The organism is Micromonospora sp. R311, assembly GCF_056780015.1.
Genome location: NZ_JBSWCE010000014.1, coordinates 18168 through 38181 on the forward strand (window position 1 = coordinate 18168; position 20014 = coordinate 38181).

At 72.3% G+C, this 20014-nt stretch carries 10 protein-coding genes; 6 read left to right on the forward strand and 4 right to left on the reverse strand.

The annotated features are described in order from the left end of the window. Positions 1-167 precede the first annotated feature (167 nt). Both AC1WTP_RS14000 and AC1WTP_RS14005 read right to left on the reverse strand, forming a co-directional pair. Positions 168-851: a response regulator gene (locus AC1WTP_RS14000; protein WP_481649674.1), complete on the reverse strand. Its 684-nt coding sequence runs from the start codon at positions 849-851 to the stop codon at positions 168-170. Continuing rightward, entirely contained in the window at positions 848-2434 is a 1587-nt protein-coding gene (locus tag AC1WTP_RS14005; protein WP_481649675.1) for a sensor histidine kinase, read from the reverse strand. The genes AC1WTP_RS14000 and AC1WTP_RS14005 overlap by 4 nt, the downstream gene beginning before the upstream one ends. A gap of 111 nt (positions 2435-2545) precedes the next feature. Between AC1WTP_RS14005 and AC1WTP_RS14010 the strand changes: the two genes are divergently transcribed. The 6 genes from AC1WTP_RS14010 (at position 2546) to AC1WTP_RS14035 (ending at position 16355) form a co-directional block, all read left to right on the forward strand. Then, on the forward strand, positions 2546-3946 hold the full coding sequence (locus AC1WTP_RS14010; RefSeq protein ID WP_481649676.1) for a cation:dicarboxylate symporter family transporter: 1401 nt from the start codon (positions 2546-2548) through the stop codon (positions 3944-3946). A gap of 620 nt (positions 3947-4566) precedes the next feature. Further along, positions 4567-7719 (forward strand): OmpL47-type beta-barrel domain-containing protein, encoded by a 3153-nt coding sequence (locus AC1WTP_RS14015; RefSeq protein ID WP_481649677.1) that lies wholly within the window; start codon positions 4567-4569, stop codon positions 7717-7719. Between the two features lie 20 nt (positions 7720-7739). Next, positions 7740-8708, forward strand: a complete 969-nt coding sequence (locus AC1WTP_RS14020; protein ID WP_481649678.1) for a sugar phosphate isomerase/epimerase family protein — start codon at positions 7740-7742, stop codon at positions 8706-8708. Further along, complete coding sequence (locus AC1WTP_RS14025) at positions 8705-9889, forward strand: multicopper oxidase domain-containing protein (RefSeq protein ID WP_481649679.1); 1185 nt, start codon at positions 8705-8707, stop codon at positions 9887-9889. The genes AC1WTP_RS14020 and AC1WTP_RS14025 overlap by 4 nt, the downstream gene beginning before the upstream one ends. A 188-nt stretch (positions 9890-10077) precedes the next feature. Further along, the gene (locus AC1WTP_RS14030; RefSeq protein WP_481649680.1) at positions 10078-14121 is read left to right on the forward strand and encodes a ThuA domain-containing protein; all 4044 of its coding nucleotides are present in this window, start codon (positions 10078-10080) and stop codon (positions 14119-14121) included. A 260-nt stretch (positions 14122-14381) separates the two neighbouring features. Continuing rightward, the gene (locus tag AC1WTP_RS14035) at positions 14382-16355 is read left to right on the forward strand and encodes an NHL repeat-containing protein (protein WP_481649681.1); all 1974 of its coding nucleotides are present in this window, start codon (positions 14382-14384) and stop codon (positions 16353-16355) included. Between the two features lie 58 nt (positions 16356-16413). On the opposite strand, the gene AC1WTP_RS14040 is transcribed toward AC1WTP_RS14035, so the two are convergent. Then, positions 16414-17742: a radical SAM protein gene (locus AC1WTP_RS14040; RefSeq protein WP_481649682.1), complete on the reverse strand. Its 1329-nt coding sequence runs from the start codon at positions 17740-17742 to the stop codon at positions 16414-16416. Positions 17743-17923: 181 nt separating this feature from the next. Then, positions 17924-19795, reverse strand: coding sequence for a transketolase (locus AC1WTP_RS14045; protein WP_481649782.1), 1872 nt, complete (start codon positions 19793-19795; stop codon positions 17924-17926). Between the last annotated feature and the right edge of the window lie 219 nt (positions 19796-20014).

Genomic DNA, 20014 nt, shown 5'->3' on the forward strand with positions numbered 1-20014 from the left:
CCGGCGGAGGCCCGGCCCCGGGGGCGATCCGGCGGCCGACCCACCGGCCCCGGTCGCGCATCCCGTCGCCGACCAACCCGGGGCCGCCGGGAATCTGGGACAGGGCGTCCGTCCACGGCGCGCCCGGGGGACGGTGGTCGTGGCGGTGGGCCGGCCTGCGGCTCGGGTCAGGCGGGCCGGTACTCCACCTCGGGCCGCCCCGGCGTGCCGTAGCGGGAAGCCCGGACCAGCCGGCCGGTGTCGACCAGGTGCTCCAGGTAGCGCCGGGCGGTGACCCGGGACATGCCGGTCTCTTCGGCCACCTCGGAGGCGGAGAGCCCGGGGCGGCGGCGCAGCACGTCCAGCACCGCGTCGAGCGTCTGCGCGCCCAACCCCTTGGGCAGGGTGTCCGGCGCGGTGCCACGCAGGGTGGCGAACATCCGGTCCACCTCGTGCTGCGCGGCGACGGTCCCGCCGGCCGAGGTCTGCCGCCGGAACTCCGCGTACCGCTCCAGCTTGTCCCGGAAGGCGGCGAAGGTGAACGGCTTGAGCAGGTAGTGGGTCACCCCGAGGGCCACCGCCGCGCGGACCATCGCCAGGTCGCGGGCCGAGGTCACGGCGAGCACGTCCGCGTCGCTGCCCGCGGCCCGCATCGCCCGGCAGACGTCCAGGCCGTGCACGTCGGGCAGGTGGAAGTCGAGCAGCACGAGGTCGACCGCGTCCTCGCCGGTGCGGCGCAGCGCCCGCATCGCCTCCCGGGCGGTCCGCGCCACCCCCACCACGCGGAACCCCGGCACCCGTTCGGTGTACGCGCGGTGCGCCTCGGCGATCAGTTCCTCGTCCTCGACCACCAGCACCCGGATGTCGGTCACCGGCCCAGCTCCAGCGGCGCCGGCAACCGGACGCGGAACACCGTCCCGCCGTCCGCACCGGCCACCTCGTGCCGGCCGCCGTACCGGGTGACGACCTGACCGACCAGGGCGAGCCCGAGGCCCCGTCCGTTGGCCTTGGTCGACCAGCCCCGGCGGAACGCGTCGGCGACCCGCTCCGGGGGCAGCCCCGAACCGCTGTCGGTCACCTCCACCAGCACGTCGCCCGCGGTCTCGGCGACGTACACCCGGACCCGCCGCGGTGGCGCCCCGGTGGCGACGGCCTCCAGCGCGTTGTCGACCAGGTTGCCCACGACGGTGAGCAGGTCACCGGCGGGCAGAGTGCCGACGTCGAGCCGGGATGCCGGGTCGACGGTCAGCTCGACGCCGCGCTCGGCGGCCTGTGCGGACTTGCCGAGCAGCAGCGCGGCCAGCGCCGGCTCGGTGATCGCGCCGACCACCTGGTCGGTGAGCTGTTGGGCCAGCGCCAGCTCCTCGGTGGCCAGCCGGAGCGCCTCGTCGGTGCGACCCAGCTCGACCAGGGTGAGCACGGTGTGCAGCCGGTTCGCCGCCTCGTGCGCCTGCGCGCGCAGCGCGTCGGTGAGCCCGCGCACCGAGTCCAGCTCGCTGGTCAGCGCCCGCAGGTCGGTGTGGTCGCGCAGGGTCAGCACCGTACCCAGCGCCCGCCCGCCGGCACCGGTTGGCCGCTGGTTGGCCACCAGCGCGCGGTCGGCGGTCAGGATCAGCTCGTCCCGGGCGGCCTGACCGGAGGTGATCAGCTCGGTGAGCGCCGCCGGCAGGTCGACCTCGGTCACCGGCCGGTCGACCAGCGTCGCGTCGGAGGGCAGCCCGAGCAGCCGGCGCCCCTCGTCGTTGATCAAGGCGATCCGCCGGTCCGGGCCGGTCACCACCAGGCCCTCGCCCACCGAGTGCAGCACCGCGTCGTAGTACTCGTACATCCGGGTCATCTGGACCGGGCCGAGGCCGTGGGTCTGCCGCCGTAGCCGCCGGCTGAGCAGCCACGAGCCGGCGGCGGCCAGGGCCAGCGCGGCGGCGGTGGCGGCCAGCAGCAGGGGAGCCCGGTGCAGCAGTTCCCGGTTGATCGCCTCGGTGGTGATGCCGACCGACACCAGCCCGATGACCGTCCCGCCGCTGTCGCGTACCGGCGTCACGGCCCGGACGGACTCGCCCAGGGTGCCGGTGTTGACGACGGTGAACGGCCGGCCGGCGAGCGCCGGGCCGATCTCGCCGATGAACGGACGGCCGATCTGCGCCGGGTCGGCGTGCGAGTAGCGGGTCCGGTCCGGGGCCATCACCACCACGAAGTCGGTCCCCGTCGCGGTCCGGATCGACTCGGCGTACGGCTGGAGGGTCGCCGACGGGTCGGGCGAGCGCAGCGCGGCGGCAACCTCGGGCGAGCGGGCGACGGTCTCGGCGACCGCCAGCACCTGCCTGCTGGCCGCGTCCCGGGCGTCGGACCGGGCGAGCAGCGCCGCGCCCACCGTCCCGGCCACCACCAGCAGGGTGACCACCAGGACCTGGAGGGCGAACAACTGCCCGGCGATGCTCCACTTCCGTCCGGTCATGTCTCCTCGTCGTGACGGTCCGTCGCGCTGACAGGCAGGCCATGGTCCAGGTCGGTGAACAGAATGAACGCAAGGCTGATTCCGGCTGAGACCTGGGCCACAGTCTCTGCCATGCAGACCCCCACCACCACTGCGGCCACGCGGCCCCGGCGGGACCGCACCCACCTCCTCTACCTCGCGGTGATCGTCGCGGTCGTCGCGGGCATCGCCCTGGGTTTCGTCGCCCCCGGGGTGGCCCAGGAACTCAAGCCCCTGGGCACCGGCTTCGTCGCCCTGATCAAGATGATGATCAGCCCGGTGATCTTCTGCACCATCGTGCTCGGCGTCGGTTCGGTCCGGCAGGCCGCCAAGGTCGGCAAGGTCGGCGGGCTGGCGCTCGGCTATTTCCTGGTGATGTCCACCGTCGCGCTCGCCATCGGCCTGGTGGTCGGCAACCTGGTCCACCCCGGCACCGGCCTGCAGCTCAGCGGCGAGCTGGCCGAGGCGGGGCAGAGGGCGGCCGGTACGGAGAGCGAGGGCACGGTCGACTTCCTGCTCGGCATCATCCCGACCTCGCTGCTGTCCGCGCTGACCGGCGGCGAGGTGTTGCAGACCCTGCTGGTCGCGCTGCTGGTCGGCTTCGCGGTGCAGGGCATGGGCAGCCGTGGTGAGCCGGTGCTGCGGGCCGTCGGCGTCGCGCAGCGCCTGGTCTTCAAGGTCCTCACGATGATCATGTGGCTGGCGCCGGTCGGCGCGTTCGGGGCGATCGCCGCCGTGGTCGGCGCGACCGGGGTGGACGCGCTGAAGAGCCTGGCGCAGATCATGCTCGGCTTCTACGCGACCTGTCTGATCTTCGTGCTGGTCGTCCTCGGCGTGCTGCTTTGGCTCGTCGCCCGGATCTCGATCTTCTCGCTGCTGCGCTACCTGGGCCGGGAGTTCCTGTTGATCGTGTCCACCTCGTCGTCGGAGTCGGCACTGCCCCGCCTGATCGCGAAGATGGAGCACGTCGGGGTGAGCCGACCGGTCGTCGGTATCACCGTCCCCACCGGCTACTCGTTCAACCTCGACGGCACCGCCATCTACCTGACCATGGCCTCGCTCTTCGTCGCCGCGGCGATGGGGGATCCGCTCTCCGTGGGCGAGCAGGTCTCGCTGCTGTTCTTCATGATCATCGCGTCGAAGGGCGCGGCCGGGATCACCGGCGCCGGCCTGGCCACCCTCGCCGGCGGTCTCCAGTCGCACCGGCCGGACCTGGTCGACGGGGTCGGGCTGATCGTCGGCATCGACCGGTTCATGTCCGAGGCGCGGGCGCTGACCAACTTCGCCGGCAACGCCGTGGCCACCATTCTGGTCGGCACCTGGACCGGCGAGTTCGACCGGGCACAGGCTCGGGCGGTCCTCTCCGGCGAGCGACCGTTCGACGAGGCCACCATGCTCGACGAGGACCACGGCCACGACGAGCCGGCGGGGCGGGCGGCCGACGCCACCGAGCCCGGCCCGCGGCTGGGCGAGGAGGTCGGCGCCCGGTCCTGACCGGCGTACCACCCCAGAAGTCCGGACCCGGCCGGCGGCACCATGCGGTGCCGCCGGCCGCCTCCGTTCACTCCGGATCGCCGCCCCGGAACGACCGTCCGAAGAGGACGAATGGGGGATGTAACGCCGTTGTGTTCGAAAGCGCTGCGCACTTTCGTCCGTCTGGAGAAAAGTAGCGGCGGCGTCGACGAAAGGTCTGGACACGTCGAGGCCAACTTAGTAGTGTCGGGACACATCAATATGTTTCATCGAGATGAACCGACGGCGCGGTGACTCTCGACCAGGGCCGCAGGCGGCGCAACACGTCCGGCGGCCACAGCTGGACCAGGGATGGCACCCCGGGTCGGCGCCCCACGTAGGCGCCCCGGCGCGCGAGCGTCGTGGCTTGACCGATGCCCGTCCTTTCTCGATCACCCCGTCAGCTCCGACGCGGAACCGTGTCTGACACCGCGGGCGATCCGGCTCGCCCGCTGAGCTCAGGCAGATCCCGACCACAGACAGGACGACCGTGACGCCAGGTCACGGCCGGGGACCTCGTGCGGCCAGGGAGGGGGCGCACGGACCGAGATAAATCGACCCATGTCGATCAGATGAGCCCTTGGACCGTGAAAGAGGCATCCATGAACGGGTACTCACCGCCCAGCCGACCCCCGCGAGGGCGGCTCCGCAGATCGATCACGGCGGTCGCCACGGCGGTCCTGCTGGTGGTGACCGCCGCGCTGGCCGCCGCGCCGGCGAACGCGCGTCCGCTGGACCCAGGACGGTCGACGACCGGTACCGCCACCGAGGCGCCGCGCCAGCTGCAGGCCCAGGTGCTCACCTGGACCGCCGGTGACAACTTCCTCTCGTACCTCTCCGCGCCCACCACCGCCGTCGCCGGGCCGGCGACGCTGGTGTTCGAGAACAGCGCCGCCACCGGTAACACCACCGGTATGCAGCACACCCTGACCTTCGACACCACGAACCCGGCGTACAACAGCGACGTCGACGTGAACATCCTGGCCGACCCGACGGACGCCAACGGCGGCCGGTGGACCGTCGACGTGGTGCTCTCGCCCGGCACCTACCGGTACTTCTGCGCGATCCCGGGCCACGGCGGGATGAGCGGCCTCCTGGTCGTCACCGGCGGCAATCCGGACACCACCCCGCCGACCGCGTCGGCCGTGGTGTCGGGCGAGCGGAACGACACCGGCGCCTACCTGGGGTCGGCGACGGTGACGCTCTCCGCCACCGACTCCGGCTCCGGTGTCGACCGGGTCGAGTACTCCCTGGACGGCGGCCCCTACGGCACCTATGCCGCGCCGGTGACGGTCAACCAGCCGGGGCAGCACACACTCAGCTACCGCGCCACCGACAAGGCGGGCAACACCTCGACCCCGCAGTCGGTGTCGTTCACCGTGGTGGAGCCGCCGAAGCCGGACACCACGGCGCCGACCGTCACGGCCGCGGTCACCGGGCAGCGCGACGCCACCGGCGCCTACGTCGGCAGCGCCACCGTGACGTTGTCCGCCGCGGACACCGAGTCGGGTGTGGAGCGGGTCGAGTACTCCCTGGACGGCGGCGCCTACGCCACCTACTCGGCGCCGGTGACGGTCACCCAGCCGGGGCAGCACACGGTGACCTACCGGGCCACCGACAAGGCGGGGAACACCTCCGCCGCCCAGTCGGTCGCCTTCACCGTGGTGGAACCGCCGAAGCCGGACACCACCGCGCCGACCGCCACCGCCGCGCTCACCGGTGAGCGCGACGACAACGGCGCGTACGTGGACTCGGCGACGGTGACGCTGTCGGCCACCGACACGGAGTCGGGCGTCGACCGGATCGAGTACTCCCTCGACGGGCAGCCGTACGCCACCTACACCGCGCCGGTCGCGGTGACCCAGCCCGGCCAGCACACGCTGACCTACCGGGCGACGGACAAGGCGGGCAACACCTCGGCCGCCCAGTCGGTGTCGTTCACCGTGGTGCGCCGGCCGGCGCCGGACACCACGCCGCCGACCGCGTCGGCCGCGGTCTCCGGGCAGCGCGACGACGCCGGCGCGTACGTGGGCTCGGCGACGGTGACCCTGTCGGCCACCGACACCGAGTCCGGTGTCGACCGGATCGAGTACTCCCTGGACGGGGGTGCCTACACCGGCTACTCCGCGCCGGTCACGGTCAACCAGGTGGGCCAGCACACGGTCAGCTACCGGGCGACGGACAAGGCGGGCAACACCTCGGCCGCCCAGTCGGTGTCGTTCACCGTGGTGCAGCCGCCCGCGCCGGACACCACGCCGCCCACGGCGAACGCCGCGGTCAGCGGCCAGCGGGACAACGCCGGCGCGTACCTCGGCTCCGCCACGGTCACCATCTCGGCCACCGACGCCGGCACCGGCGTCGACCGGATCGAGTACTCCCTCGACGGGCAGCCGTACGCCGCCTACTCGGCGCCGGTCACGGTCAACCAGGTGGGCCAGCACACGGTCAGCTACCGGGCGACGGACAAGGCGGGCAACACCTCGGCCGCCCAGTCGGTGTCGTTCACCGTGGTCGACCCGCCGGCGCCGGACACCACCCCGCCGACCGTCACGGCGGCGCTCTCCGGCCAGCTCGACGACCAGGGCGCCTACCTCGGCAGCGCCACCGTCATCCTCACCGCCGCCGACGCCGGCTCGGGCGTCGACCGCGTCGAGTACTCCCTCGACGGGCAGCCGTACGCCCGCTACTCGGCGCCGGTCACCGTGAACCAGCCCGGCGGGCACACGGTCAGCTACCGGGCCACCGACAAGGCCGGCAACACCTCGGGCACCGCGTCGGTCACCTTCACCGTGGTCGCCAGCGGCCCCCGCGCCTGCGCGGTGCCGGACACCCGGCCGACGGTGTGGCTCGGCACGGTGGACAGCGGCGTGCCGAACCGGGTGGTCGCCGACGGCTGCACGATCAACAACGCCATCCAGGACGAGCGGGCGTGGGCCAACCACGGCCAGTTCGTCAAGCACGTCACGGAGATCGCGGAGCACCTGCACCACCTGGGCCTGATCGACCACAAGGAGCACGGTCGCCTGGCGAGCGCCGCCGCCCGCTCCGGCGTCGGCAAGGCGGACGACAAGGCCGGCTACCAGCCGCTGCTGGACGCCTCGGCGGCGTCGTTCAACCGGTGGGAGCAGGTCGGCGCGGGTGGCTTCACCCGCAACGCCGACGGATCGATCACCAGCCGCGCCGTCCCCGGTCTCGGCATGCTCTGGCTCCCCACCGCCGAGTACGGCGACTTCTCGCTGAAGCTGCAGTGGCGTGACGACGCCCCCGGCGCCGGCCGCGCCAACAGCGGGGTCTTCGTCCGCTTCCCGGACGTGCACGGGCACCCCGCGGAGTCCCGGCCCGAGTGGGTGGCTATCAAGTACGGCCACGAACTGCAGATCCACGACCGGCCCGACGGTGATCAGTACAAGAGCGGATCGGTGTACGGCTTCGACCGGGTCGACCTGGCCGGGGCGAAGGTGACCCCGAAGGGCACCTGGAACGACTACGAGATCCGGGTGGTGGGCCAGCACTACTCCGTCTTCCGCAACGGCGAACTGATCAACGAGTACGTCAACACGCCGGACGCGGTGTTCAGCCCGCCCCGGGCCGACGACCCGGGCGGCGCCGGGCGCCAGCACGCCAGCGGCCACATCGGCCTGCAGAACCACGGCACCGCCGACGTCGTGAGCTTCCGCAACGTGCGGATCGCGCCGCTGACCGCGTGCTGCCCCGGCGGCGCGCCCTCATCCGCCAACCCGAGCAACTGCTGCTGACCCTCGAAGGGGAACCAACCATGGCGAAGAACAGGATCGACCGTCGGGCGTTACTGCGCGGCATCGCCGGCTCCACCGTCGCGGTCGGCGCGGCGAGCCTCGCCGGGGCGTTGCCCGCCGCGGCGTCCGGCGGCGCCTCGAACGGCCACCTGGTGCCGCGTGGGCACCTGGGCATCCAGCTCTACAGCGTCCGGGACAAGATCGCGCAGTTCGGCTTCGCGGCCGTCTTCGAGGAGCTGTCCCGGATCGGCTACCGGGAGGTGGAGTTCGCCGGCTACACGCAGGGCAACGTCGGCCCGATCACGCCGGCGCAGATCCGCCAGCTGCTCGACGACAACGGGCTGAAGGCGGCCGGCAGCCACCGCGGGCTCGGTGACTTCCGGAACAACCTGGAGTGGGAACTGGACGTCGCCGAGACCCTCGGCATGCCGGCGCTGGGCACCGCGCAGGCGCCCACCGGCAACCGCACCATCGCCGGGTACCAGGCCGCCGCCGCCGAGTTCAACGCGTGGGGCGCGGCCGCGGCGGCCCGGGGGATCAAGCTCTACCAGCACAACCACACCATCGAGTTCAGCTTCGCGGTCGACCGGCCCGACGTGCGGCTGTACGACCTGTTCCTGGAGCTCACCGATCCGGCGTACGTGTTCCTGGAGATGGACATCCTGTGGGCGTACGGGGGCGCCCGCAAGTACCCGGGCTTCCGGCCGGTCGACTACGTCAACGCCCACCCGCACCGGTTCCCGCTGTTCCACGTCAAGGACGGCGTCCCGCTGCCCGACCCGCAGCAGGGCAACTCCTACCTGGACGTGGAATTCGGCGCCGGGGTCATCCCGTTCGCCGAGTTCTTCACCGAGCTGGACGGGGGTGGACGGTTCACCTACCTGTGGGAGCAGGACACCGGGCCGAGCGCCCAGCCGAACCCGCCCGGTTCGTTGGGCGCCGCCGAGCGCAGCTACCAGCGGATCGTCGACCTGCGGGGTGACCGGTGAGCGCCTGGCGTCTCGTCGAGGACCCGCCACCGCCGGGGGACGGCGGCGCGCCCGGGGACGGCCGCCCGGCCGAGCCCCGCCGCGGGTCGGGCACCCGCCGCCTGCTGGTGGTGGCGGCCACCGTGCTGCTCACCCTGGTCGGTGCCGGCGGCCTGGCGGCCGCCCGCACCGGGGCGTTCTTCGCCGAGCGGCCGGAGGGCTGTGTCAAGCCGGACCGCACCATGCAGTTGTACGCGGTGGAGCTGCCCAAGGACGGCACCCAGATCCGGCTCGGCTACGGAACCTCCCCGCAGACGGCCTCCTACCCGGGCCCGACGATCGAGATGACCGAGGGGGAGTGCATCGCCATCACGCTGCACAACCTGGTGCCCGCGGCCACCCTGGCGCAGCTGCGTACCGACCCGGCGCACCCGCTCGGCGTCTCGCTGCACGTGCACGGGGTCAAGTACACCCAGGTCTCCGACGGCACCGTGCAGAGCGGCTCGTTCGTCCCGCCCGGCGAGTCGCGCACCTACACCTGGTTCGCCCAACAGCGGAACAGGAAGACCGGTTCGCCGGGCACGGCGGGCTACTGGTGGTACCACGACCACGTGGTGGGTGGCCCGCACGGCACCCAGGGCCTCGGCGCGGGGCTCTTCGGCGGGCTGGTGGTCCGCCGCCCCGCCGACCCGAAGCCGGACCGCACCTACACCGTGGTCTTCGGCGACCGGCAGAGCATCAACCTGCGCCGCGGCGCGGCAGCCGACACCTGCGACGGGCAGAACCCGCAGCCGGGACCGACCTGCCTGGTCGCCCGCAAGGGGGAGAAGGTGGAGTTCGTCGTCGTCGGCATCGGCAACGACATGCACACCTTCCACCTGCACGGTCACTCCTGGGCGGACACCCGGACCGGCCTGGTGGACAACGGGCAGCCGTTCGCCGACGGCGTCCCGATCATCGACAACAAGCCGCTCGGCCCCGGCGACTCGTTCGGGTTCCAGGTGGTCGCCGGTGACTCGGTCGGCCCGGGGCACTGGATGCTGCACTGCCACATGCAGTTCCACTCCGACGGCGGCATGTCGACCATGCTGCACGTCCTCGGCGAGGACGGGGCGATGCCCCCGGGCCACGACCACCACTCCCACCCGGCGGGCGCCCCCGGCGCCGGCACCGCCGACGCCGGGCAGCACCAGCACAACTGAAGCGCCGACGGCCACCGCGCCGTCGACGAGGGGCGCGGCCGCCGGTCCGTCCGGAGCTGAACGGACCGGCAGCCGCCACCCGGAGCGCGTCACCGCCGTGGCGCGCCGACCGTCCCGACCGCACCATCTCCCGCTCGACCCGCTCGGACAACGCATCTCCGCCACACCTCACCTGTGAAGGAGTCGAAATGGCTCAACAACGCCGTTTCCGGCTGTCCCGATGGCGTCGTCCCGCCGACGTCACCGCCTCCCCACCACCGGCCACCCGCCGGGCCGTCGGACGCACCGGCGCGCTCGCCGCGAGCGCGGTGCTGACCCTCGGGCTGCTCGCGCTGCCCGCCAACGCGGCCGCCCCGGCGCCGGCGCAGGCGCCGGCCGCCGCGGCCGAGGCCGCGGCCGCGGTGAAGCTGCTGGTCTTCCACGGTCCGGTGGACCAGCAGGACGACCCGGTCAGCAAGGCCGTCGACGCGATCCGGGACCTGGGCGCGGAGCACGGCTTCGCCGTCGACGCGTCCGCCGACCCGGGCGTCTTCACCTTCGGCAACCTGGCCCGGTACCGGGCCGTGGTGTTCCTCTCCGCCAACGGGGTCACCCTCGACGACGCCCAGGAGGCGGCGTTCCAGGCGTACATCAAGGGCGGCGGGGGCTTCCTCGGCGTCCACGACGCGGCCCGGGCCCAGCCCAGCTCCGCCTGGTTCACCGGCCTGATCGGCACCCGGCCGGCGGCCGGCCTGCCGAACGCGGAGAAGCCCGTCTCCGCCACGGCGAGCGCCGAGAACCCGCCGAACGAGACCGCCGCGAAGGCGATCGACGGCTCGACCGGCACCAAGTGGCTGACCTTCAACCCGACCGGCTGGCTCGCGGCGAAGCTGGCCAAGCCGGTGGTGGTCAGCCGGTACGCGCTCACCTCGGCCAACGACTTCCCCGGCCGGGACCCGAAGAACTGGACCCTGCAGGGCTCCACCGACGGCACCACCTGGACCGACCTGGACACCCGCAGCAACGAGACCTTCCCGCAGCGGTTCCAGACCCGGCAGTTCTCCTTCACCAACGACAAGGCGTACCAGCACTACCGGCTCAACGTCACCGCCAACGGCGGGGAGCCGCTGGTGCAGCTCGCCGAGCTGTGGCTGATCGGCCCGGACGCCGGCCCGCCGCCGGACGCCACGGTGCAGGAGGCGGTGGTCGACCTCACCGACCGGCAGCACCCGGCCAACCAGGGCCTGCCGCTGACCTGGAAGCGGTCCGACCAGTGGATCAACTGGGACCCGAGCCCGACCGGCCGGGTGCACACCGTCGCGCAGGTCGAGGAGGGCACCTACAACCCGGGGCTGAGCGGCAACGGCGCCTTCCACCCGATCTCCTGGTGCCAGGACTACGAGGGTGGCCGGTCGTTCTACACCGGCATGGGCCGCACCGAGGCCAGCTACACCACCGACAAGCAGTTCCGCAGCCACCTGCTCGGCGCGATCAGGTGGACCGCCGGCCTGGTCCGCGGCGACTGCCAGGCGACCGTCGCGTCGAACTACCGGATCGAGCGGCTGACCGCCACCAACCAGCCGGGCCAGCTCGACCAGATCGGTGAGCCGCACGGGCTGACCATCGCGCCGGACGGCAAGGTCTTCTACATCGGCAAGGCCGCCTGCGCCACCGGGCCGGTCGCCGACTGGAACAACCCGAACGTCGGCCTCGGCTGCGGCACCATCCACCAGTGGGACCCGAAGACCAAGCAGGTCAAGCTGCTGACCACGCTCGCCGTGATGGGCAACCGGGGCAGCGGCAGCGAACTGGTCAAGAACGAGGAGGGCCTGGTCGGCATCACCCTCGACCCGAAGTTCGCGCAGAACGGCTGGGTCTACGTCTACTGGATGCCGCACGAGTCGATCGACCGGGTCAAGCGGATCGGTCAGCGGACGGTGTCCCGGTTCACCTACGACGCCGCGAAGCAGACCATCGACCAGGGCACCCGCAAGGACCTGCTGCGCTGGGACACGCAGATCCACAGCTGCTGCCACGCCGGCGGTGGGATGACCTTCGACGAGAGCGGCAACCTCTACATCGGCACCGGGGACAGCAACTCCTCCGGCGGCTCGAACGGCTACTCCGGCAACAACTGGACCCAGGAGTACCAGGGCGTGTCGTTCCAGGACGCCCGGCGCACCTCCGGCAACACCAACGACCTGAACGGCAAGATCCTCCGGATCCACCCGGAGCCGGACGGCACGTACACCATCCCCGCGGGCAACCTCTTCACCGGCAAGGAGGAGGGCGGCGGCAAGACCCGCCCGGAGATCTACGTGATGGGCGTGCGGAACATCGCCCGGATCGCCTGGGACCCGGTCAACGACTGGCTGACCGCCGCCTGGGTCGGCCCGGACGCGGGCGCGCCGAGCCCGGACCTGGGGCCGGCGAAGTACGAGACGGCCACCATCATCACCTCCGCCGGCAACCAGGGCTGGCCGTACTGCATGGGCAACCGGCAGCCCTACCGGGACCGCAGCAACACCGACGCCACGGTGCTGACCGGCTGGTACGACTGCGACAACCTGAAGAACACCTCGCCGCGCAACACCGGTCTGGTCAACATCCCGCCGGCCCGGGACAACATGATCTGGTACTCGCCGCAGGGTGGTGGCCCGGTCTTCCCGAAGCGCACCGACGGCAGCGGGCTGCCGACGTACCAGGTCGGCGACGAGACCTTCACCCAGCCGTACCTCAAGGGCGGCGGGCAGGCCATCATGGACGGCCCGACCTACCAGCGGGAGAACGTCGACGTCAACAGCGGCGTGGCGTGGCCGGCGTACTGGGACAACAAGTGGTTCATCGGTGACCAGTCCAACGCCAACAACCGCGTCGCGGTGACCGTGGACCCGGCGAACGTGCCGAAGCACGGGCCCCCGGCCTTCGCCGAGGACCTGCGCAGCATCATCCGCTCCGGCAGCGGCGGCACCCAACTGCAGTCCTGGATGGACGCCAAGTTCGGCCCGGACGGCGCGCTGTACATGCTCGACTACGCCGGCGGCTTCTTCAGCCTGCACTCGAACCAGAAGCTGATCCGGATCGCCTACCAGGGCGGCCCGGCGACGCCGAACCCGAGCCACGCCACAGCGCGGGCCGTCGCGCAGAGCGACCCGAAGACCATCGCCTTCTCCAGCGCGAAGGCCGGCGGCGTGGCCTGGGAGTGGAACTTCGGCGACGGCAGCGCGCCGTCGCGGGAGGCCAACCCGACCCACACCTACGCGAAGTTCGGCACCTACCAGGCGACGGTCAAGGTGACCTACGCCGACGGTGAGGTGGCCACCGGCACGATCGAGGTGTTCGTCGGGTGCGCCGCACCGGACACCCGCAAGACGGTGCGGATGCTCGACACCGACACCGGAGTGGCCAACCGGCAGGTCGGCGGCGGCTGCACCGTCAACGACCTGATCGACGACGAGCGCAGCTGGTCGAACCACGGCCAGTTCGTCAGCCACGTCAGCGACGTGGTCAACGACCTCCGCTCGGCCGGGGTGCTCGACAACCGCGAGGCGGCGACGCTGAACCGGGCCGCGGCCCAGTCGGCGATCGGCAAGGTCGCCGGCTACCAGGCCATCTTCGACGGCACGGCGCAGTCGTTGGCGGACTGGCGGCAGGCGCCCGGCGGGTCGTTCACGCTCCAGCCGGACGGCTCGATCCGCAGCTCGGGCGGGCTCGGCATGCTCTGGTACGCCAAGCAGGAGTTCGCGGACTTCTCCCTGCGGCTGCAGTTCCGGGACGTCTCCACCGGCAACACGTACGCCAACAGCGGCGCGTTCGTCCGGTTCCCGGACCCGCGCACCCCGCTGGAGGAGCGACCGGCCGGCAGTTGCGGCACGGTCGGGTCGGCCCGCAGCTCGCAGGCGTGGGTGGCGATCTACTGCGGTCACGAGATCCAGATCTACGACGGGCCCACCGGTGAGCCGCAGAAGACCGGGTCGATCTACAACTTCGACCCGATCGGGCTGGAGCAGGCCGGCGTGACGCCGAAGGGCCAGTGGAACGAGTACGAGATCCGGGTGGTCGGGCAGCACTACACGATCACCCGCAACGGGGTCGTGATCAACGAGTTCGACAACACGCCGGGCAAGGCGTCGTCCCGCCAGGGCGACCCGCCGACCGACCTGCGCCAGTTCCTCAGCGGGTTCGTCGGGTTGCAGAACCACGGCACGAACGACCTGATCGAGATCCGGAACGTCCGGGTCCGGGAGCTGTAGCGACACGGGTGACCCGGGTGCCGGGTGCGGGGGCGACCCCTCCGCACCCGGCACCCGCTCGTGGGCCGGCCGGGCGCCCAGCTCCCGCCACCCGGGCGACGTGGCGCTCACTAGATAAGGCCGCGACCGTAAATCGAAGCCCGGATCGAGTGGTCCGACGAGATGACCACGGGGGGATGGTGGTTCGGCGAGCGGTCGGTGATTGACCCTTCGATGTATCGAGATTTACGGTGATGACCGTAATCGGAGAAGGGATGCCCATGCCGCTCACCGTTCCGCGCCGTCTCGCGCCGCTCGCGATGGTGGCGACCCTCGTCGCCGCAACAGCCGTGTCCACCACTCCCGCCGGGGCCGCCACGCCCACCGAGACCCTGGTCGGCGTGCCGCACCACAACCTGGCGATCTACGGCGCCACCTTCGGATCCACCCCGTCCGGCGACTACGCGTACGCCGTGGCACGCGGGACCACCGGCGCGCTCAACGTCATCGACACCCGCACCGCGACGGTGGTCCGGACCCTGCCGCTGCCCGGCGCGGGCGGCTCGTGGGGCGGCACCGTCACCCCGGACGGCACCGCGTACATCGGGGCCGACAGCAAGCTGTTCCGCTACCGGCCCGGGGCGGACCACGTGGAGGACCTCGGTTCGCCGGCGCCGGGGGAGACCGCGACCTGGCGGCTGGCGAACGACGGACAGCGGGTCTTCGTCGGTACCTTCCCGACCGGCAAGGTCTACTCCGTCGACCACCGGACCGGGGCCGTCCGCGACTACGGGCAGGTCTGGCCCGGCGAGCAGTACGTGCGCAGCATCAGCGTCGCGAACGGCAAGATCTACGCCGGCCTGGGCACGGTCGCCAGGGTCGTGGAGGTCGACGTCGAGTCCGGCGCCCGGCGGGAGATCCCGCTGCCCGAGCAGTACCGCGCCGAGCAGTTCGTCTACGACCTCGACGTCCACCACAGGACGCTCTTCGCCCGGGTGACCAACAGCAACCGGGTGCTCGTGCACGACCTGACCACCGGTGAGTGGATCGCCGAGCTGGGCAACGGCCGGGGCCTGGACTTCTCCACCCCGGACGACGACGGCAACGTCTACTTCGCCTCCACCGCCGCCCGGCTGATGGCGTACAACCTCAAGACCCGGACGCTCACCCCGACCGCCTTCACCGGCTTCGGCACGTCCCGCGGCTTCGGGTGGACCCACCTCGGTGGACCCGAGTGGCGCGGCCGGACACTCGTCACGATCGACCTCGGCGGCAAGATGTACTACTTCAACCCGATGACCGGGGCGAAGAAGGTGGTGACCGTACCGGTCCCCGGTCTGCCCGCCCAGTTGCAGACGCTCGAAGCCGGCCCGGACGGCCGGATCTGGTCCAGCGCCTACCCCAGCGGCGGGATCACCTCCTACGACCCGGCGACCGGCACCTTCACCGAGAACGCCGGGGCGCTGGGGCAGGCCGAGGGGCTGCTCTCCTACCGAGGCCGGATCTACGCCGGCGTGTATCCCGGGGCGAACCTGTTCGAGCTCGACCCGACCAGGCCCGTCGTGCGCGGCACCAACCCGCGGCAGTTCGCCTCGCTCCGCACCGAACACCAGGACCGGCCGTTCGCCATCACCGGGGTCGGCGACCGGGTCGCGTTCGGCACCATCCCCGAGTACGGCCAGCTCGGCGGGGCGCTGGCCCTCGTCGACCCGGTCAGCGGGGCGAAGGAGGTGCACCGCGACGTCGTACCCCAGCAGAGCGTCACCGCGCTGGCCACGGTCGGGAACCTGGTGCTCGGCGGCACCGGCGTCTGGGGCGGGCTCGGCGTCGCGCCGACGCAGCCGGAGGCGAGGCTCTTCCTCTGGGACCCGGCGACCGCGACGAAGGTCTGGGAGGGCCCGGCGGTGCCGGGCGCCAAGGCGATCACCCGGCTGACCGTCGCGCCCGACGGTCGGGTCTGGGGGTCGACGGTCGGGACCCTCTTCGAGTTCGACCCGGTGACCCGGACGGTGGTCAACACCGTCGAGGTCGAGCCCTTCGACTGGAACGTCGACCACGTCTGGCGCAGCGACCACCTGGCGGTCGCGCCGGACGGCGCGGTGTGTGGCAACTTCTGGACCACCGTCGCCTGCGTGGACCCGGCGACGCTGTCGGTGCGGAAGCTGGCCACCGGCATCACCGACGTCTGGACCATGGACGCGTCCGGCGTCATGTACTACGCCCGCGGCGGCGAGCTGTACCGGCTCACCCGCTGAGCGCCGTGGCCCGGGCGGGCGGCGCGCCGCCCGCCCGGGCCGCGCCCGCGCGCCCGGTTCAGGCCGGGCGCGCGGTGGGCTCGGGTTCGGCGGGCAGGCTGTCCATGAACGAGCTGACCGAGAAGACCGCGTTGCCGGGGCCGGGCGGGCCGTACCCGGGCGGGCTGGACAGGCCGTGGGCCTCCATCGTCGCCCGGTACACCTCGAGCAGCCGGATGTGGTATTCGAGCGGGGCGCCCTGCGGGTTGGTCCGGCCCAGCGGGGTGGTCGGCTCCGGGCACCAGGTGGTGAACCGCGGGGTGATACCGCGGGACATGAAGTACTCCAGCCCCTCGGCGGTGGAGTCGATCGCCTCGTCGACGCTGGCGAAGCCGAACGGCGCGGCCATCTCCACGCCCGCGACGAAGTTGGGGATGACGTTGCGGGGCCCGAGGACCTCCGCGGAGTCGAGGATGCGGCGGTGCCACTCCTCGCGACCCACGTACCGCTCCTTGCCGGGGCAGTAGAGCTCGAACAGGCGCTTGTCCCAGACCTCGTAGTTGGGGTGGTAGATGCGGATGCCGTAGTCGTGGAACCGCTGCACGTCCGCCTTCGGCAGCGCCTGCGCCACGACCTTGCCGATCCACCGGCCGGGGAACCGCTCCTCGATCGCCTTGGCGTACCGGCCGTAGAAGTCGGCCTCGGCCAGCCCCTCGACGGTGGAGGTGACGCTGCCGCCGGTCAGGGTGTACGCCCGCGAGGCGCCGAGCGTGTCGTACCGGTCGATGATCTCCATCGCCTCCAGCACCTCGTCGACCGGCTTGACGCCGGTGTACGGGCGCTTGGCCGCCTTGTGCTGGCGCCAGTTGTGGTTGATGTCGCAGTACTGGCACTCCTCCTTGGCGCCGAAGTACTGGCAGACCCGGAACACGGTCAGGTAGATCAGGTAGCCCCACTGGATCGTCGGCGCCACCTCCATCACCGACTTGCCGTTGGCCAGCGTGTGCCGGTAGTACTCGGGCATCGGCGGCAGGCCGACGTCGGCGATCGGGCGCCCGTCGAGGTGCAGCCGCAGCACCCCGTCGCCGGCGTCGGCGACCCGGTACGGCGAGTCCGGGTTCACCCGGACGGAGACGACCGTCCGGCGCAGGCCGTACGGACCGCCGCTGAGCACGATCTCCTCCGGCGGCCGGCGGAGCGCGGCGGTGCCCAGCTCCGGCAGCGTGCGGTGGTCGAAGGAGAAGATGAAGTACGACTTCGGCTTGACCTCGCCGCCCTCGTTGTCGGTCAGCGCCGAGTCGTCGAACGCCATGCCCCCACGCAGCAGGTCCTCCTTGATCACCGCTTCCCGCGGCACGTGGGGAAACCGCCCCATCAGGTCCTCGACGAGATCAGTACGGCTCTCCATGACTGGTTCCCCCCAGGTCCGGCGTCGACGTCGCCAGCGTCACCACACCACCCGCCGTCGGCGCGGCGTCAGCGGCGGGGGGCGATCGTGTCCTCCGTCACGCTACCGCCGTGGGCGTGCCCCGGCCCACGCGTGGCGCCGGCGGGGGTCGCCGGCCGGCCGGTCGGCGGGCCCGGCGGCGTCAGCTGGTGCGGGCGAGCAGCTCGCGGGTCGCGGTGACGATGGCGTCCACGCCGATGCCGGCCTGGTCCATCAGCTCGGTGGGCGTCCCGGAGGTCGGCAGCCCGCGTACCGCCAGCTGGGTCACCTGCGCAGGGACCGCAAGCTCGGCCAGCGACTCGAGCACGGCGGAGCCGAGGCCGCCCTGCGGATAGTGGTCCTCGACGACGACCAGCCGGCCACCGGTCTCCCGGACGGCCTCGAGCAGCCGCTCGGAATCCAGCGGCTTGACCGAGTACAGGTCGATGACCCGGGCGTCGACGCCCTCGCCGGCGAGCTGGTCCGCGGCGGCCAGGCAGTTGTGCACGGTCACTCCGGCGCCGATCAGCGCGACGTGGTCGTGGCCGCCGCCGCGCAGCAGCTTGCTGCCCCCGATCGGGAAGGTCTCGTCGTTGTCGTAGAGCACCGGGTGCCCGCCCCGGGTGGTGCGCAGGTAGGCGACGCCCCTGCAGTCGACCATCTGGGCGACGAGCGCCGCGCAGGAGACGGCGTCGCTGGGATAGAGGACGGTCGAGCCCTGCACGGCGCGCATGGCCGCGAGGTCCTCCAGCCCCATCTGCGAGGGGCCGTCCGCCCCGATCTCCACGCCGGCGTGCGAGCCGCAGAGGGCGATGTCGGCCCGGGAGATGCCGGCCATCCGGATGAAGTCGTAGGCGCGGGAGAGGAACGCCGCGAAGGTCGAGGCGAAGGGGCGGTACCCGCGGACCTGCAGCCCGACCGCCGCCGCGACCAGCTGCTGTTCGGAGATGAACATCTCGAAGAACCGGTCGGGGTGGGCCTCGGCGAACCGGTCGGAGCGGGTGGAGTCGCTGACCTCGCCGTCCAGGGCGACCACGTCCCGCCGCGAGCCCAGTGCGCGCAGCGCGTCACCGTACGCGTTCCGGGTGGCCACCTTCGCCCCCTTGTCGTAGCGCGGCAGCTCAGGGGGTCTGCGGTCGGGGGCGGGGGCGGGCGGGACCGGCTCGGGCCGCGGTCCGGCGACGCGGATCTGGCGCACCCCGCCGAGGGCGTCGACGGCCGCCTCGGCCGCCTCCTGCTTGATCGGCTTGCCATGCCAGCCGGGCTGGTTCTCGATGTCGGGCACCCCCTTGCCCTTCACCGTCCGGGCGAGCACCACGGTGGGACCGGTCGCCTGGCGGGCGCGGCCCAGCGCGTCGTCGATGGCGACCAGGTCGTGGCCGTCGACGACGATGGCCTGGCAACCGAACGCCTCGACCCGCCGCCGGTAGGTGTCCAGGTCCCACTCCAGCTCGGTTTCGCCGCGCTGCCCGAACCGGTTGACGTCGACGATCGTGGTGAGGTTGCGCAGCCCGTAGTGGCCGGCCTTGTCCAGCGCCTCCCAGATGGAGCCCTCGGCCGTCTCGCTGTCGCCGCACAGCACCCACACGTGGAACGGCAGCCGGTCGAGGCAGCGGCCGGCGAGCGCGATCCCGACGCCGACCGGCAGCCCCTGACCGAGCGAACCGGTGGCGACGTCGACCCAGGGCAGCGCCGGCGTGGGGTGCCCCTGCAGGCGTGACCCGAACTGGCGGTAGGTGTCGACCAGCTCCTGGTCGGTGATCGCGCCGACGGCCTTGAAGACCGCGTACAGCAGCGGCGAGGCGTGCCCCTTGGAGAAGATCAGGTGGTCGTTGGCGCGACCGTGCGGATCGGCCCAGTCGTAGCGCAGGTGCCGGGCGATCAGCACGGCGAGCAGGTCCGCCGCCGAGAGGCTGGAGGTCGGATGCCCGGACCCGGCCTTGGTGCTGCACCGGATCGAGTCCACCCGCAGTTGGGCGGCGATCTCCGCCAGCTGGCTGACGTCCTCCGCCCGCAGCACCCGCTCTGCTTCCATCGTCACCGGTATCGGCCTCCAGCCATCGGTGTCCTCCGTCAGCCCTGCCCGCCCGGCCGCCCGGCAGCACGGCTGGGCGGCTGGGCGGCTGGGCGGCTCGGCACCTACGGTAGTCAAGGAAGCGCGCCGTCGTCCGATAACACCGATTTGTGGCGGTGCGCGCGGCCGAACCGAAACCGCCGCTCACTCCCGCGACCGTCACCGCGGGAAGGCCCGGCG